The sequence below is a fragment of the Arthrobacter sp. QXT-31 genome (genome assembly GCF_001969265.1).
In the GTDB taxonomy this organism is placed as follows: Bacteria; Actinomycetota; Actinomycetes; order Actinomycetales; family Micrococcaceae; genus Arthrobacter.
The window spans coordinates 2,691,083-2,706,300 of the sequence record NZ_CP019304.1; the positions used below are offsets into that span (position 1 = coordinate 2,691,083).

The following is a 15,218-nucleotide window of genomic DNA, read 5'->3' on the forward strand; positions in this document are numbered from 1 at the left end:
GCCCTAAACCTCCGGGCTGCCGGCGGCACATACGTTGAAGGAGTCCCGAGCACCACCGGCTTCTGCAGTAAGGATTTCCCATGACTTCCAACGAATACCCCGTTGTCCTGACCGTCGAAGGCGCCGCAGGCGGCCACAGCGGCAGCGATGCAGAGACAGTTGATTCGAATGTTGCCGTGGTGAACACCATGTACCAGGAGCTGCTCGGTGCGGGTGAGATCGCCCCCAACGCCCTGCGCAGCTATTTTGTGGACTTTTACCTGACCCAGTCACTCGGTGGCGGCTTTGCACAGTATGTCTTCACCGCTCCGGACCGTGAGGAGTTGGACGCGTACATCCGCGAGGGCCTGGAAAGCATGGGCGCCGCCGGACACGTTGACCTCTTCGACCGCACCGTGGACGCCTTCGACTCCCTGTCGGAGGAGGAGACGGACATCTACCTGGACGGCGTGCCTGACGGCGGTGAATCTGATGAGGATGGCGTGCTGCCGGAACGCGTGCAGGCCATGGAGGACCTCGACGCCGAATTCGAATCGCTCCTTGAAACGGAGGACATTGTGGCGCTCAATGCGGCGTGGCTGCGCGGGCAGGAAGGCCTGCTGGTCCTGAACGACGACGAGCTCACCGCCCACATCGCCAAGCGCGTGGCGGCGCTGCCGGACCTCGAAGAGCGGCGCGCCGAGGCCGAAGAGGAGGCTCTGGAGAACGCCCCGGAATTCGAGGTCATCATCCGCGAGCTGTGCGACATCGCCGGGTATGAGCTGCAAAAAATCACCATGGGCGACCCGAATTACGACCACAACGGCGAGACGGTGCTCGCCTGGCGCTTCAGCACCGACCACGGCGACTTCCTCATGATCGAGGACGACGACGAGGCTTTCATGCTGAACCCGGACACCAAGGAAATAGTGGCCGCCGTCGAGTTCGAAGAGCTGGACGGGGACCTCGTGGAGGCATAGCGGAGGGCGGCGCAGCCGGTATTTCCCGGTGCCGGCTCGACCGGCGGCGTCAGCTGTTTTGCCCGAGCGCCGTCTCGAGGAAGTCCAGCATTTCCTGGTCCACCTGGTCCTCCGAGGTGAGCCGGACCTTCCGGTCGAAGACGTCGCCCTCGCGGACCCTGACCGCCTTGAGGCGCTCCCCCACGGGCGCCTCAAGGCGGAGGGTCACATCCACTGCCGTATTGTTCGCGCGGGTCACCTGCGCGAACTTCCGGCGGCTGCTGTGCAACGACACGTAGCCTTTGCGCATCTGGATTTCCACGCCCGGATGGGCTGCGGCCCATGCCAGGAGGGTGTTGGCGATGGGCCGCAGGTTCGGGTGGTCCCTGTACTGGCCATCAAGGAGTTCGTCGGCGTCCCGCAGCATGAAATCGGGGTAGCCGAACATCTCCCAGGACACGGCGTACTGGGCGTAGCCTGTGATCCCGTGCTCGCCGCGCATCCAGTCGCGCAGCTCGGCGTCGTTCTTCACCCCGGCGGAGCGTCCCTGCTCCGCCCACCAATGGACGTCATGTCCTGACTTCCGCAGCAGCAGTGCCTGGTTGCTGTCCACCATGGACTTCCAGGTTCCGGCCGTTGCTGTCAGATCGTGTGGATTCGCCATGCTCCGATGGTAGTGCCGGCGCCCGCGAAGAGGCGCCGGCCCCATACCCGGAGGCTTACTTGATCATCTCCCCGTCAGGTGCCACGAGGTACCAGACATTGCCCACGCCCTGGCCTGTCACGTCACCGGGAGCCTTGTCCTTCTCCCACAGGTATACGGGCATGCCGTTGACCGTCACCTGCTTCTTGCCGTCAGGTGTATCAATGGTGCCCACCGTCCCCGTCACGCCCTCAACCTTGGGGGTGTCCGTTGCGGAAATCACCGGAGGCCATGCCACGAGGCAGTCGCCCGTGCAGTTGCTCTTGCCTGAATCCTTCACGTCCTTGGTGAAGTAGTAGACGCTCATGCCCTTGCCGTCCACCACGATGTCCCCCTTGCTGGAGGATGCAACCTTCAGGTCCACCATGGCCGTTTCGCTGGCGGTTGCCGTCGTGATTTCAGTGGTCGTTGCCGTTGGTGATTCAGTGGCGGGCGGCGCCGCGGGCGTTGTGGTGGTGGTTGTGCCGGTTCCGCCGCCGCAGGCTGTGAGTGAGGCGGCAAGGGCCAAAACTGCGAGGCCAACGCTCAGTTGCTTGTTCATGTGCTGCTCCTTGGCTCGGGCCGGCAGACTGGGAGACCGGCGCTATTTGGAATGACGCACAAAGGTGAAGAATGGTTCAAAGAATCCGACGCCGGCCGGAAGTGAACCTATCGCCAGCCTCCGACGTCGTATTTGCCAGGAAAGCCGGCCCGCCCGGAACGGCTTCATCAGGTCACTGCAGGGAGGCCTCAGGTGCCGCTGGATGAGGATTTTGTCACGGAGATCTACCGTGAGCATGGAACGGCGCTCCGCCGGTTTGTGCTCAGCGCCTCCAGGGACCCGCACTTGGCCGACGACATCGTCCAGGAAACAGTTCTTCGGGTCTGGCAGCACGCGCCCAAAGTTACGGGCAGCATGCGCAGCTACCTGTTCCGGACGGCCCGGAACATCATGATCGATAACTACCGGAAGGCCCAGCGCCGGCCGCTGGAAGCGGAGGACCGCGACCTCGCCGACGCGGAGGAAGCCGCCGGGCGGGTGGACGATCTCCTGAACAAGGTGTTGATGGAGGAGGCGCTGCTGCGGCTAAGTTCGGAGCACCGTGATGTGCTGGTGGCACTGCACTACCGGCGGTTCACGGTGGGCGAGGCGGCGGTCCAGTTGAACATTCCGAGCGGAACGGTGAAATCCAGGGCCTTCTACGCGGTGAAGGCCCTGCGGACAATACTCGATGAAATGGGTGTGGAACGGTGAACGGCAAGGAAGTCCATGAGCTGCTGGGGGCATACCTGCTGGGCGGGCTTGACGACGCCGACCGGCTGCGCTTCGAGGAGCACCTCAAGCAGTGCGGCACGTGCCGGAGCGAACTGTCCGACCTGGAATCCCTGCCGGCCCTGCTGGATGCCCTGCCAGTCCCGGATGCCGTGGCGCTCGCCGTTCCGGCGCCGCGCCGTCCCGGCACAGATCCCGCGTCACCTGACCTGGCCCCCGTCCCCCAGCCGGTCCTCGACGAACTGGCCGGCCGCCGTCGTAATTCCCGACGGCGGCTGACGGCACTTGTGGGGGTGGTGGCAGCGGCCTGCCTGGCCTTGGGCTTTGCGGCGGCGCCGCTCTTTGATCCCGCAGACAAACCCGACGCGAGCTACTCGGTCAGGGCCGACACCGGCCTGCAGGTCACGGTGGGAATGGTCAAGAAAACCTGGGGCACAGAACTGGCCGTCGACGGTCGGAGCCTGCCCCAGAACGGACGGCTGTCACTGTGGGTGAAGGACCGTGCCGGGGGTGAGGACCGGGCGTGTGCCTGGATGGCGACGCCGAGCGGCAGGGTCCGGGTGACCAGCGCCACCCCGCTGCAGTACACGAGCATCGCCAGCGTCGAGGTGCGGAACGACCGGCAGCAGACGATTGCCGTCATCCCGGTCCCGGGCAGCTGAACCGGGCTGGCTCTCACATTTTGGCGAGCCGCGCCCGCACCACCGTGAAGACCCCGTAGCAGATGAGGCCCGCGCCCACCGCGGCCAGCACGTAGACCCCGTAGGGCTGTTCGCGCAGGGCATGAAGGCCGCCGTCGAGGCCTGTCGACTGCTCGGGACGGGCGGTGACCGTCGCGATAACCACCAGCAGGCCCGTCACGAACAGCGCAACACCCTTGGCCACGTATCCCGCCACGCCCAAGGCGGTGATGGCTTTGCGCCCGTTCGGGGAAGGCGGCAGATTGATGTGCTTTTCGAAGGACTTCCTGAACCCGCGGACCACATAGACGATCCCGACGATGGCCACGGCCGCCCCGATGAGCACCAGAAGCAGGACGCCGCCGGGTGCTTTCATCAGGTTGACCGTCATGTCACTGGCTGACTCGCGGTTGTCTTTGCCGGCACCCCGCGCAAAGGCGGCCAGCGTGACAGCCAGACCGGCATAAACCACCGCCTGCGCGGCGGCCTTCAGTTTCTTGCCGGCCTTGTGCTTGGCCGGCAGGTGTTCGAAGTCGAAAATTGCGTCGCCGGCCTGCCACAGGGCCAGGGCCACACAGCCGGCGAAGCTGCACCACAGGAGCAAAGGGCCGGCGGGCTGGGTGGCAAGTTCGGCGACAGCGCCGCTGACATCGGCCTGGCCGCCCGCGCCCCTGGCGAGCCCGAAAGCGATGAGGCCGACCAGCACGTGCAGTACACCGCTCGCGGCATAGCCGCCCCGCGCGAGCATTTCGAGCGGCCTGGAGTTCGTGACGTCCTCGGCTTTGCCGGCTGCGCTTCTCAGTTCCCGTTTGATGATCATTCCTTTGGGCCGGCACACCGTACAGTTGCTCTGCATCCGTGCAACTGCTGTGGCACTCCGCCACACGCTTATCGTGCCACGGTGTGGCACCGGGGAACAGAGCCCTGGACAGGACGGGCCAGCCGGTGCTGCCACGCCGGATCTTGGTGTACGCCGGGGGCCACAACTGTACGTTCGCGCTGCAGGAACGTGCTGCAGGAGCGCGCTGCAGGTTCGGCTAGATCCGGCGGTAGCAGAGGTCGAAAATCATCCGGCCGGCTTCGTGCGCCTTGTTTTCAAAGCTGGTGCGGATGCGGCCCTCGAAGCGCGGAGCCCACCCGCCCCGTTCGTCGACGCCCTCGTTGGGTCCCGTGTGTTCGGTGCTCACAGGCGCCCGGCCCTCCTTGACCGGGGCACCGCCTACGAGCGTTTCGACGCCGGTCTGCCACACCCGCGTGAGGGGACTCTCGGCACCGCTGCGCTCGCCGTCGTGCAGGTTTTCGAATGCATCTGACCCGGCAAGGACATCGCGGACGTGCACGGCGTAATTGGACCAGTCCGTGGCGATGCGCCAGAGGCCGCCCGGCTTCAGCGCCTTCGCCGCGAGCTCTGCGAACTCGGGCTGGATCAGGCGGCGCTTGTGGTGCCTGGACTTGTGCCAGGGGTCCGGGAAAAAGACCCAAAGTTCGCTGACCGAGCCGGGCGGCAGCATGGTGGCCAGGACCTCCGGGGCGTTTGCCTCCACCACACGCACGTTGGTCAGGCCACGGCTGTTGATCTTGATCATGGTGTTGGCCAGGCCCGGCGTGTAGACCTCGACGGCGAGGAAGTCCTTGTCCGGGTTCTCTTCCGCGGCATGGCAGACGGCTTCACCCAGGCCCGACCCGATCTCGACGATCAGCGGTGCCTGGCGCCCGAATTCGGCTTCGGCATCGAACGAGTAGTCGGGGTGGACCGACGTGTTGGCCACGTGGCGGGGCACGTCGATGGCCCAGCGCCCGGAGTGCTCCTCCCACGCGGCCTGGCGGCGCCCCTGCAGCCGGGTTCCGCGGCGGACGAAGCTGACCGGCCGCCCGCCGTAGGTTCCGTAGGACGCCTGGCTTCCGGGCGTGACGGGCCGTGGCTGGTTTGGATTTGCCGGCGGCTGCGGGGTTTCGGGAGTTTCGCTCATCCCTTCCAGAATACCGGCGGTCCGCAGGGCCGGTTTCCGGTTTCCGCCCGCTGCTGGCGGGCGTACAGTGATGCTATTCCACCGGATGCCGAGCGAAGACGCTTATGGGTTTCCCTTTTCCTTCGGGACATTTTCCCGCCTCCTTCGGGACATTTTCCCGCCGCGGCGGCGGATGAACGCATGGCTACGCAGCTCAGGAAACGCCATGGAACCATCTGCATTCCTCCCCGAACCCGTAAAGTCCCCCGGAACCATAGCCATCCTCTGGGCGGGACCGGCGGGGCCGGTGCGATCAGGGGAGAGGGCGGGCAGGACTCGGCCAAATGGTTCTGCGCCATCGGCACCAAGGAGCGGATCGGCTTTTCCGGCGCGGAGGAAGCCCGGAAGTTCCTGCAGGACCGGTGCCCGCGGGTTCTCGAGTTCACCGGTGAGGAGCAGGTAGCGGCTTTTGCGGACAGGACGTGCTACCACATCGGCCGCAGCCTGAGCTGTTCCCAACTTCACGGCGGGAAAGCGGTCCTGATCGGGGATGCAGCCGCGCCGTATCCTCCGATCGGACAGGGCGTGAACGGGGCCATGGAGTCAGCCATGGTTCTCGACGAGTGCATCCGGGATGCAGGCAGTTCACCTGGCTCCTTTCCGGGGGCGGCGGCAGAATACACGGCACGGTGGAAGCCGGAAGCTGATGCTGTGTCCTGGATCAGCGAACGAAGCCTGTTCGAAAATCGGTTCCACACGGTCCGCGCGCTCGCCACGTCCGTGCTGAGACTGAGCATCTTCGAGCAGGCCAAAAGCGCGGATGTGCCGTACTCCCAGGTGCGGCGCCGGGCCGAGAAGCTGTGGCCGCTCTGGGCCCGCTGACGCCGGGTGTAGGCGGTCCCTAAGAACGTCCGGGCGCCTCAACACCGGCCGCCTCAACAGTGGAGTTAGCGAGACAGTGGAGTTAGCGAGGCAGCTGGCTCCAGGGCGGGCGAAACAGGACGGGGCGGGCATCGACATGCAGTCGTGTCCATTGGCTAGTAGCCACGCTGGAGCGACGGCACAAGCACGAAGACGGCCATCACGGCCGTCACTGTCAGTCCGATAGCGCCGCTCCTGTACCCCGTAGAACCTCGACGTGTCCCCCACAGTGCGAGGAGCCCGAAAAGCAGGGAGAACAGAGTGAGCGACACCGGCGGGCCGAAGAGGACCGTGCTTGCGACCCATTCCCTGCCACTTCTTCCACGGTCCGGGCGCGTGAACAAGGAGACGAACGCCGCGGGGAACACCATCATCATCATGCTGGGCAGAATCAGTGCCCCACACGCCAGGCTGGCCACTCCCATCCCGGAATCGCCAAGGCGCCGGTGACCAGGACCATGTCCAGGTGAGGGCCCGCCGGGTTCCTGTGCCTGTGGAAAGCTCATGGTTCCCCTCCTGGATCGGGCCGGGCTGGCCCCGGCACGGCTGTCGCCCGGATTGGCTGCGGTCCGACCAGACTATTGGCCTGCCGGCAGGCGGGATACCGGGCTAAGTCCGTATGTGGATAACTTCAGCAGTTGGAAGTGCCGCCAGGGTCGGGGCCGGGCCTCAGGCTGCGCGACTGCAAGAATGGGCGGGTGACCGACACCCGGAATCCACGCAAGAGAAATACCCCGCCGCAACACTCTGCAGCCAGTGCAGACGCCCTTGCGGACACGCTCGTTGATGCAGAGGCGGACGAGGTTCCCGCGGCTGAACCCACCCGCGTAGGCAGCCGCCGGACCCTGGCCTACCTGGGCCTGTGCCTCGTGCTGATCGGGCTGAACCTGAGAACTGTATTCTCCAGCTTTTCGGCCGTCCTTCCCGAGGTAACGTCCGACGCCGGCCTGCCGGGCTGGGCGGTGGTGGTGCTGACCACAGTGCCGGTCACCCTGCTCGGCGTGTTTGCCCCGCTGGCGCCGGTTTTGGCCCGCCGGTTCGGCGCGGAACGGGTGCTGCTGGGCGCCATGGCGGTCCTGACGGCCGGCCTGCTCGTAAGGCCCGCCGAGATCCCGGGCGCCGGGCACCTGCCGGCGCTGTTCGCCGGGACGGCCGCGTGCGGGGCCGCGATCGCGCTGTGCAACGTTCTGCTGCCCGGACTGGTGAAGCGCGACTTTCCGCACCGGCTCGGCCTGATGGGCGGCCTGTACACCACGGCCATCTGCGCCTCGGCCGCCCTGGGCGCCGGCTTCACCTACCCCGTTTTCACCGCCGCCGGACACTGGACAGCCGCGCTGTGGTTCTGGGCTGTACCGGCCGCCGTCGTGCTCTTGCTTTTCCTGCCGGTTGCCGCACGGCAGCGGCACGGCCAGCACACAGCCGTGCGGGAGGGCGTTAACGTGTGGCGTTCGGCGGTGGCCTGGCAGGTCACGATCTTCATGGTGCTGCAGGCCATGATGTCGTTCAGCGTCTTTGCCTGGCTGGCGCCGATCCTGCGCGAGCGCGGGGTGGACGGCGGGACAGCAGGGCTGATGGTGTCGGTGTCCATCGTGTTGCAGATGCTGGGCTCGCTGTTCGCTCCGGCGCTCGCGGCCCGGTTCCGCGACCAGCGGGCGATCAACACAGTGGTGGCGCTCATGACCGGCGGCGGCTTTGCCCTGAGCATCTTCGGCCCGCTGGATTTCGTCTGGATATGGACCGGCCTGCTCGGGCTGGGCCAGGGAAGCCTCACCGCCGTCGCCCTGACGATGATCATGCTCCGCACCCGCGACGGGCACACCGCAGCCCACCTCTCCGGCATGATGCAGGGGGTGGGCTACGGGCTCGGCTCCACGGGAACGCTGCTGGTGGGCCAGCTGCACCAGGCAACGGGATCCTTTGCGGCGGCGGGGCTCCTGTTCCTCGTTGTTGGCCTTCTGGCGGCAGTGTTCGGCTACCGGGCGGGGCGGAACAGGTTTATCGGAGACCGGTCCAAGTAGCTCGCAGTTGTTGTCGTTATGAGCCTCGGCAACGACAACAACTGCGAGTCAGTTGGGTGGTCAGTGCGCCAGGTCCTTGCCCTTGGTCTCGGGGATGGTGAAGATGAAGGCCACGCTGACGGCCAGCAGCACCACCGCGTAGACGTTGAACAGCTGGGGCATCTGGAGGGTGGTGCCCAGCCACTGCTGCAGGTACGGGGCGGTGCCGCCGAACACTGCCACGCAGATCGAATAGGGCACGCCCACGCCGACGGTGCGGATGCTGGTGGGGAACAGTTCGGCGTAGACGGCAGGAACGATGGCGGCGCTCGCGGCGATGAAGATGAGCATCACGGACATGGTCACGGCCAGCTGCCAGGCGGAATCCTTCAGCAGCCAGGTCATCGGGAAGTGCATTACGGCGGAACCGATCGCGCCGGCCCACAGCACCTTCTTGCGGCCGATCCGGTCGGACAGCTTGCCCCAGACCGGAAGCGCGGCGATGAACACGATGTTCCCGATGACGCCGGCCCAGAGTGCCTCGCCGCGGTCGATCTTCAGGGCGGTCGTCGCGTAGCTCGGCGCCACCACGCCCCAGATGTAGTAGATCACCGTCAGGCCCACGGTCAGGCCGATCACCTGGCCGGCCTGCTTGCGGTGCCGGACAATCTGCGGCCAGATCGGTGCCCGCTTCTCCCCGGCGGTCTCGCCCTCGAAGGCGTCCGTCTCGTGCAGCCGGGAGCGCATGATGAGGGCGTACAGCCCCATTGCGGCTCCCAGCAGGAACGGGATGCGCCAGCCCCAGGCGTTCATGACCTCGGTGGTCAGGGCCATGTTCAGCACCGCCCCCAGCAGCGTGCCGAAGAGGATGCCGACAGTGCCGGACGTGTAGATCAGGGTGGCCCAGAAGCCGCGGTGCTCCCGGGGCGCCATCTCCGAAAGATACGTTTGCGACGACGGCAGCTCGCCGCCGTGCGCCAGGCCCTGGACCAGCCGGGCCACCAGCAGCATGAGCGAGGCCCATGCCCCGACGCTGGCGAACGTGGGGGCGATGCCGATCATGAGGCTGCCCAGGGACGCCAGTCCGACGGCGAGCGTCATGGACGCCTTGCGTCCCACCCGGTCGCCGATCCAGCCGAACAGGAAGCCGCCGAAGGGGCGGGCAACGAAGCCGACGGCGAAGATCGCCAGCGTGGACAGCACGGCTGAGGCGGGGTCGGACTTGCTGAACAGCTGGCTGGCGATGAACGGCGTGAAAGTGGCGTAGATGGCCCAGTCGTACCATTCGACGGCGTTTCCGATGCCGGTACCGACGATGGTCCTGCGGGTCGAGACCTTGCCCTCGTGCCGGGCGTTGATGGTGGCGGTCATGGTTGTGTCTCCCTGGATTGGGCGGGTTAAAGAGCCGGGACGGAAGCGGGGGCGGCGGCCAGTGCTTCCAGGCGGGTGATGGCGAGTTCCGCGTAGAGCGCGGCACCGTCCGCCAGCACGCCGTCGTCGAACGTGGCGTACGGCGAGTGGTTGAACGGGGAGGTGGCGTGGTCCGCGCCCCGGGGGACGGCGCTCAGCCCGATGAACGTGCCGGGCACTTCGGCCAGGACCCGGGAGAAGTCCTCGGAGCCGCTGAGCGGCGTGGCCCAGCGCGAGAGCCTGGAATCGCCGAACATCTCGCCGATGACCTTTTCCGCGGTATGGGTTTCGTCCTGGTCGGTGACGGTGAGGGGGTACTCCTGCTGGTAGTCCACGTCCACCTCGAGGCCGTGTGCTGCCGCGATGCCCTTGAGCAGCCGCGGAACGGCGTCCATCATGCGCTGCCGGTTCTCCTCGGAGAACGTCCGGATGGTGGCCTCGATGCGTGCCGTTTCCGGGATGACGTTGCGCTTGGTTCCCGCCTGAAGCACGCCGACGGAGAGGACCACGGGATCGAACATGTTGAACTGGCGGGTGACCATCACCTGCAGGGCGGTGACCATCTCCGCTGCGGCCGTCACAGGATCCTTGGCTGAGTGCGGGGCGGAGCCGTGGCCGCCGGCGCCTAGGACCGTGACCACCAGGCCGTCGGAGGCGCTGAGCATCACGCCGGGCTTGGTGCAGAACGTTCCGTGCGGTTCGAGGGAGGAGAACACGTGCATTCCGTAGGCCGCGTCCACCCGCCGGCCGGGGGCATCGAGGACGCCTTCGCGGATCATGTAGCTGGCGCCGTCGCAGCCTTCCTCGCCGGGCTGGAACATCAGGACCACGTCGCCGGGCAGCCGGTGCCGCCGCTCGGCAAGGAGGGTGGCAGCGCCGGCGAGCATGGCGGTGTGCAGGTCGTGGCCGCAGGCGTGCATTGCGCCGTCGATGGTGGAGGTGTAGCCGACGCCTGTCTTCTCCTGGACGGGCAGCCCGTCCATGTCCGCCCTCAGCAGGACGGCAGGCGGCAGCACGGCGGGTGCCGCGCCGGCAGTCCCGCCGGGAGTTCCGCCGTCGTACGCCCCGCCGCGCAGCACTGCGGTGACCGACGTCGTCTCCTTGCCCAGGGTGATTTCGTACGGCAGGCCCTCCAGGGCCTTCAGTACTTTTTCCTGGGTCCGCGGCAGCTGCAGCCCGATCTCTGGTTCCCGGTGCAAATCGTGGCGGAACCGGGCAAGGTCTTCCTGCATCTGGCGGGCGTCTTCGGCGATCGGCACGTGCTCTCCTCGTTGGTGGTCAGGTTGTGGGTCTATTCTGGAGTGGCCTGGTTCACATCTGGCTGAAGAGCTGGAAAAATGCAAAAGCCGGGCCTTGTATGCAGGATTCGTGCACGATCGTCATAGGGGGTAGGAGCGCTGGACGTCACGGAGGAGGACCTCGCGCTGGTCAACGCGCTGCAGATCGCACCGCGGCTGAGCTGGGCGGACGCCGCGGAGGTGCTAGGCGTGCACGCCACCACGCTCGCGGCACGGTGGGAAAGGCTGACGGCAGCCGGCGCGGCCTGGGTCACGGCCCACCCGATGGGGGATCCGCAGAAGATGTGCCTCGCCTTCGTTGACGTCGAGTGCGAGCTGCACCGCCGGGCTGAGGTCACCCAGGCGCTGGCTGCGGTGCCGGAGATCGTCACCGTGGAGGAGGCCGCGAGCAACCGGGACCTGATGCTGACAGTCATCACCGGCTCCCTGCAGCACTTCACCGCCGTGGCGTCGAAGCTGCACGCCATCGAAGGGCTGGTGAAATACCAGACCTCGCTGGCCACGCGGCTGCACACCGGCGCCTACGCCTGGCGCATCAATGTGCTCAACCGCAGCCAGCTCCAGGCGCTCCGGGCGCTCGCGGGTCCCGAGGCAGCGGCCTCGGCACCCTCGGCGGCGGTGCGGGAGCCGTTGCCCGCCAGCCATCTGGCGATCCTGCCCTTCCTGTCGAAGGACGGCCGGGCGACGGCCGCCGACATTGCAAGGGCACTGGACCGCCACCCGGCCACCGTGCAGCGCCAGCTGAACAGGGTGCTCGCCAGCGGCATGCTCTCTTTCCGCTGCGAGATTGCGCAAAGGTACTCGGGCTTCCCGGTGACCTGCCACTGGTTCGCCAATGTCCCGCCGGGCCAGCACGAGGCCGCGGCCGAGGAGCTCCGCAGCTTCCGGAATGTGCGGCTGAGCGCCTCCACCACGGGGCGCACCAACTTCGTCATCATCATGTGGCTGCAGTCCCTCGCCGACGTCATGACCGCGGAGCTGGCCCTCCAGCAGCGCATCCCGGGCATCGAACTGGCGGAGAGCGTGGTCATGCTGAGGACCGTCAAACGGGTGGGCTGGATGCTGAACCCCGATTCGACGGCGAGCGGTGACGTCGTGGCTGTACCCGCCGCTGCGCCGGAGCTGGTGGGCTGACATGCATGAATCCGCCCCGCCCCGGCCCGCCCCGTCCGGCACGGGGATCCTGCAGCGGCCCTACCTGCTGGTGACGGTGGGCGCCTGCGCCCTGGTGTTTCTGGCCGCGTTCGAGTCCCTCGCCGTCACCACCGTCATGCCCGTCGTGAGCCGGGAGCTCGGCGGGGCCGGCCTGTACGCGCTCGCCTTCGCGGGTCCGCTGGCCACCGGCGTGATCGGCATGGTGGGCGCGGGGAACTGGTCCGACCGGCGCGGACCCGTCGGCCCGCTGTTCGCATCCGTGGCGGTCTTCGCGCTGGGACTGCTGGTGGCGGGCACTGCAGGAACCATGTGGGCGGTGGTGGCCGGCCGGCTGGTGCAGGGGCTGGGCGGCGGCGCCATGACGGTGGCCCTGTACGTGGTGGTGGCCCGGGTTTATCCGGCCGTCCTGCACCCGAAGATCTTCGCGGCCTTCTCCGCCGCGTGGGTGATCCCGTCGCTCGTGGGGCCGTTCGCCGCCGGGCTCGTGGCCCAGCTGGCGAGCTGGCACTGGGTGTTCCTCGGCGTCGTCGTGCTGGTGCTGCCCGCTCTGGCCATGCTGTTTCCTGCGCTGCGGGGCGTGCGGTCCGGCAATGCGAACGGGAACGGCTCGGCGGACGGGAACGGCCCGGCGGACGGTACCGCGGAAGGGAACGACGGCGGTCCGGACCCGGCAGGTGCCCCGGTGCCCTGGGCACCTGCCCGGCTGGCCTGGGCGGCACTGGCCGCGCTGGCGGTCCTGGGCCTGAACCTGTCCTCCGGACTTCCGGTGGCCGGACCGCTTTTGGCGGGAGCCGCCGTCGTGATTGCACTGCTGGCAGTCCGGCCGCTGGTGCCCCGCGGAACCCTCACCGCCCGGCGGGGGTTGCCCAGCGTGATCCTGATCCGGGGACTGGTTGCCGCCGGCTTCTTCGGCGCCGAGGTCTACCTGCCGTACCTGCTCGTGGAGCGCTACGCCTTCTCGCCCACCTTCGCCGGCCTCACCCTGACCGGCGGAGCCCTCGCCTGGGCCGCTGCGTCGGCCGTGCAGAGTCGGCTGGGCGGGAGGCTTGGCAGCCCGGTCGCCGTGCGGATCGGTTCGGTGATGGTGCTGCTGGCGATCGGCCTGGCGCTGGTGACCACCGCGCTTGGCTGGCCGGCCGCCGTCGTGATTGCCGGCTGGGTTCTCGCCGGCGGCGGGATGGGGCTTGCCTACCCGCGGCTGAGCGTGATGACCCTTGCCCTTTCCACGCCGGACACCGAGGGCTTCAACAGTTCCGCGATGTCCATTTCCGATTCGCTCGGCGGCGCCCTCGCGCTTGCCGCAACAGGGATCGTGTTCACGGCATTTACGACGACGGCGGCCTCCTTCACCGGCGTCTTCGTGCTGACCGCGGTGATCGCCGCCGCCGGGGTCGCCATAGCGCCCCGCGTCGCCCACTAAAACTCCAGGCTAAGCAGGTCAGATGCGGGGGAGGACCTTGTAGTACAGGTGGGTCACGGCGTCGCCCTGGATCACCGCGGTCTGCTCGAGCTTCACCGGGGCCGCCGCGAGGTTGTCGAAAAACCGGATGCCCTGGCCAAGGATCCGCGGCGCCAGGTTCACCCGGATCTCCTCCACGAGACCGGCGTCGATCGCCTGCCGGATGATGTCCGGCCCCGCCAGGGCCACGTCCTTGTCCCCCGCCAGTGCGGTGGCGGCCCGCACCGCATCCGCGAACCCGGTGGTGACGAACGTGTAGGGGATGCCGTCGCGCGGCCAGCCGTCCGGGACGGAATGGCTGAGCACCACGATGGGGCAGTCGATGGGGTGCCGGCCGTCCCAGCCGTGCGTCAGGTCGAAGATCCGGCGGCCCACCAGCATGGCACCGGCCGTGGTCACGGTGCGCCGGAGGTGCATCGCGCTAGCTTCAGTCACGTGCCAGGTCATGTCCGGCCTGGCAGTGGGGACCTCCACCGGGCCGTTGCTGTACCAGTCGAAGAGGCCGTTGACGGAGTCGTCCGGGAGGGCGATGAAGCCGTCCAGGGACATCGTCATCTCGGCAACCAACCTGGCCATCCTGCGCTCCTCTCGACGGGTGTCCGTGCAGCAGTTCCGGGCTTTAGGCTCGTTGGGGCTGCAGGCGGGTGGCGCGCAGGACGGCATCTGCGAGCACAGCCGTCTGCCCGTCCGGGCCCGTGGCCTCCCGCTCCCGGCTGGCCGCCACCTCTACCCGCCATTCGGGCGGCGCGATGCCGAGTTCGGCTGCTGCCTGCTCCGCGGTGAAGAGCATCTCCGGACTCCTGTGCGCGCCGCCCCCGCTGGCGTGGCCTCCGTCAGCGTGGCCGTTTCCATGCGAGTGGCTGCCCTGGCCAGACATGCTCCGCCACGGCGGCAGCCCCTCGGGATGGTGGCCGACGATCAGCAGCGTCCCGCCAGGCCGCACCGCGGCCGCGGCCACCCGGTGCGGCCCCTGCCACGGCGCCTCAGTGGAGTGCAGAAACTGGGCGGACACAAGGTCGAACTGCTCCTCGGGCGCCCACGCGTCAAGGTCGCGCTGCAGCCAGGTGATGCGGTCCCGGACCTCCGAGCCGGCGGCATGCTGCTCGGCCCGTTCCAGCGCGACGGCGGAGACATCCACCGCGGTCACCGTCCAGCCCTGTTCGGCGAGCCAGAGGGCATCGGCGCCCTCGCCGCAGCCCAGGTCCAGGGCAGTGCCGGGCTCCAGCCCGCTTGCTTCGGCCACCAGTTGCGGGTTGGGCCGGCCGCTCCACACCCGCGGGCGGCTCCGGTACATTTCGTCCCAATGGCGCGCGGCGCCGTCGTGCCCCTCGTGGTCCATGGGGAATACCCTGCCACAGAATCCAGGGGGCAACTAGGGCGTGCGACGGCACAGAAACAGCATCAGCCAGAGAAAAAGCATCAGGCACAGAAAAACCGCGCTGCGGCCACCGGGGTG

General features: G+C 67.8%; 16 protein-coding genes. 7 read left to right on the forward strand and 9 right to left on the reverse strand.

The genetic code is table 11. The features are described from left to right. Positions 1-80: 80 nt before the first annotated feature. On the forward strand, positions 81-959 hold the full coding sequence (locus tag BWQ92_RS12095) for a DMP19 family protein (protein WP_076799801.1): 879 nt from the start codon (positions 81-83) through the stop codon (positions 957-959). A 49-nt stretch (positions 960-1,008) separates the two neighbouring features. On the opposite strand, the gene BWQ92_RS12100 is transcribed toward BWQ92_RS12095, so the two are convergent. Both BWQ92_RS12100 and BWQ92_RS12105 read right to left on the reverse strand, forming a co-directional pair. Beyond that, positions 1,009-1,602: a DUF5655 domain-containing protein gene (locus BWQ92_RS12100; RefSeq protein ID WP_083706292.1), complete on the reverse strand. Its 594-nt coding sequence runs from the start codon at positions 1,600-1,602 to the stop codon at positions 1,009-1,011. A 55-nt stretch (positions 1,603-1,657) separates the two neighbouring features. After that, the gene (locus BWQ92_RS12105) at positions 1,658-2,182 is read right to left on the reverse strand and encodes a COG4315 family predicted lipoprotein (protein ID WP_076799804.1); all 525 of its coding nucleotides are present in this window, start codon (positions 2,180-2,182) and stop codon (positions 1,658-1,660) included. Positions 2,183-2,374: 192 nt separating this feature from the next. Between BWQ92_RS12105 and BWQ92_RS12110 the strand changes: the two genes are divergently transcribed. Together BWQ92_RS12110 and BWQ92_RS12115 are read left to right on the forward strand one after the other, a co-directional pair. Beyond that, complete coding sequence (locus BWQ92_RS12110) at positions 2,375-2,875, forward strand: sigma-70 family RNA polymerase sigma factor (protein WP_076799805.1); 501 nt, start codon at positions 2,375-2,377, stop codon at positions 2,873-2,875. Beyond that, positions 2,872-3,555: an anti-sigma factor family protein gene (locus tag BWQ92_RS12115; RefSeq protein ID WP_076799806.1), complete on the forward strand. Its 684-nt coding sequence runs from the start codon at positions 2,872-2,874 to the stop codon at positions 3,553-3,555. Before BWQ92_RS12110 ends, BWQ92_RS12115 begins: the two co-directional genes overlap by 4 nt. Before the next feature lie 13 nt (positions 3,556-3,568). On the opposite strand, the gene BWQ92_RS12120 is transcribed toward BWQ92_RS12115, so the two are convergent. Continuing rightward, entirely contained in the window at positions 3,569-4,429 is an 861-nt protein-coding gene (locus BWQ92_RS12120) for a DUF1206 domain-containing protein (protein ID WP_076799808.1), read from the reverse strand. 181 nt (positions 4,430-4,610) lie between these two features. Beyond that, positions 4,611-5,543, reverse strand: coding sequence for a tRNA (guanosine(46)-N7)-methyltransferase TrmB (trmB, locus tag BWQ92_RS12125; RefSeq protein ID WP_076799809.1), 933 nt, complete (start codon positions 5,541-5,543; stop codon positions 4,611-4,613). Between the two features lie 180 nt (positions 5,544-5,723). Here trmB and BWQ92_RS12130 point away from each other — a divergent pair, with 180 nt between their 5' ends. After that, on the forward strand, positions 5,724-6,404 hold the full coding sequence (locus BWQ92_RS12130; RefSeq protein ID WP_076799811.1) for an FAD-dependent oxidoreductase: 681 nt from the start codon (positions 5,724-5,726) through the stop codon (positions 6,402-6,404). A 155-nt stretch (positions 6,405-6,559) separates the two neighbouring features. Here BWQ92_RS12130 and BWQ92_RS12135 read toward each other — a convergent pair whose 3' ends face one another. Further along, the gene (locus BWQ92_RS12135; RefSeq protein ID WP_140416329.1) at positions 6,560-6,949 is read right to left on the reverse strand and encodes a hypothetical protein; all 390 of its coding nucleotides are present in this window, start codon (positions 6,947-6,949) and stop codon (positions 6,560-6,562) included. A 192-nt stretch (positions 6,950-7,141) separates the two neighbouring features. On the opposite strand from BWQ92_RS12135, the gene BWQ92_RS12140 reads away from it, so the two are divergent. After that, complete coding sequence (locus BWQ92_RS12140; protein ID WP_076799815.1) at positions 7,142-8,461, forward strand: MFS transporter; 1,320 nt, start codon at positions 7,142-7,144, stop codon at positions 8,459-8,461. A gap of 60 nt (positions 8,462-8,521) precedes the next feature. Here BWQ92_RS12140 and BWQ92_RS12145 read toward each other — a convergent pair whose 3' ends face one another. Both BWQ92_RS12145 and BWQ92_RS12150 read right to left on the reverse strand, forming a co-directional pair. Beyond that, entirely contained in the window at positions 8,522-9,811 is a 1,290-nt protein-coding gene (locus tag BWQ92_RS12145) for an MFS transporter (protein ID WP_076799817.1), read from the reverse strand. Positions 9,812-9,837: 26 nt separating this feature from the next. Next, positions 9,838-11,109, reverse strand: coding sequence for a M20 metallopeptidase family protein (locus BWQ92_RS12150; protein WP_076799819.1), 1,272 nt, complete (start codon positions 11,107-11,109; stop codon positions 9,838-9,840). A 138-nt stretch (positions 11,110-11,247) separates the two neighbouring features. Between BWQ92_RS12150 and BWQ92_RS12155 the strand changes: the two genes are divergently transcribed. Together BWQ92_RS12155 and BWQ92_RS12160 are read left to right on the forward strand one after the other, a co-directional pair. Beyond that, positions 11,248-12,282, forward strand: coding sequence for an Lrp/AsnC family transcriptional regulator (locus tag BWQ92_RS12155; protein WP_076799821.1), 1,035 nt, complete (start codon positions 11,248-11,250; stop codon positions 12,280-12,282). A 1-nt stretch (position 12,283) separates the two neighbouring features. Continuing rightward, positions 12,284-13,723, forward strand: a complete 1,440-nt coding sequence (locus BWQ92_RS12160) for an MFS transporter (RefSeq protein ID WP_076803684.1) — start codon at positions 12,284-12,286, stop codon at positions 13,721-13,723. 18 nt (positions 13,724-13,741) lie between these two features. On the opposite strand, the gene BWQ92_RS12165 is transcribed toward BWQ92_RS12160, so the two are convergent. Next, complete coding sequence (locus BWQ92_RS12165; RefSeq protein ID WP_076799822.1) at positions 13,742-14,338, reverse strand: dihydrofolate reductase family protein; 597 nt, start codon at positions 14,336-14,338, stop codon at positions 13,742-13,744. 43 nt (positions 14,339-14,381) lie between these two features. Then, entirely contained in the window at positions 14,382-15,101 is a 720-nt protein-coding gene (locus BWQ92_RS12170; protein WP_076799824.1) for an SAM-dependent methyltransferase, read from the reverse strand. Positions 15,102-15,218 lie beyond the last annotated feature (117 nt).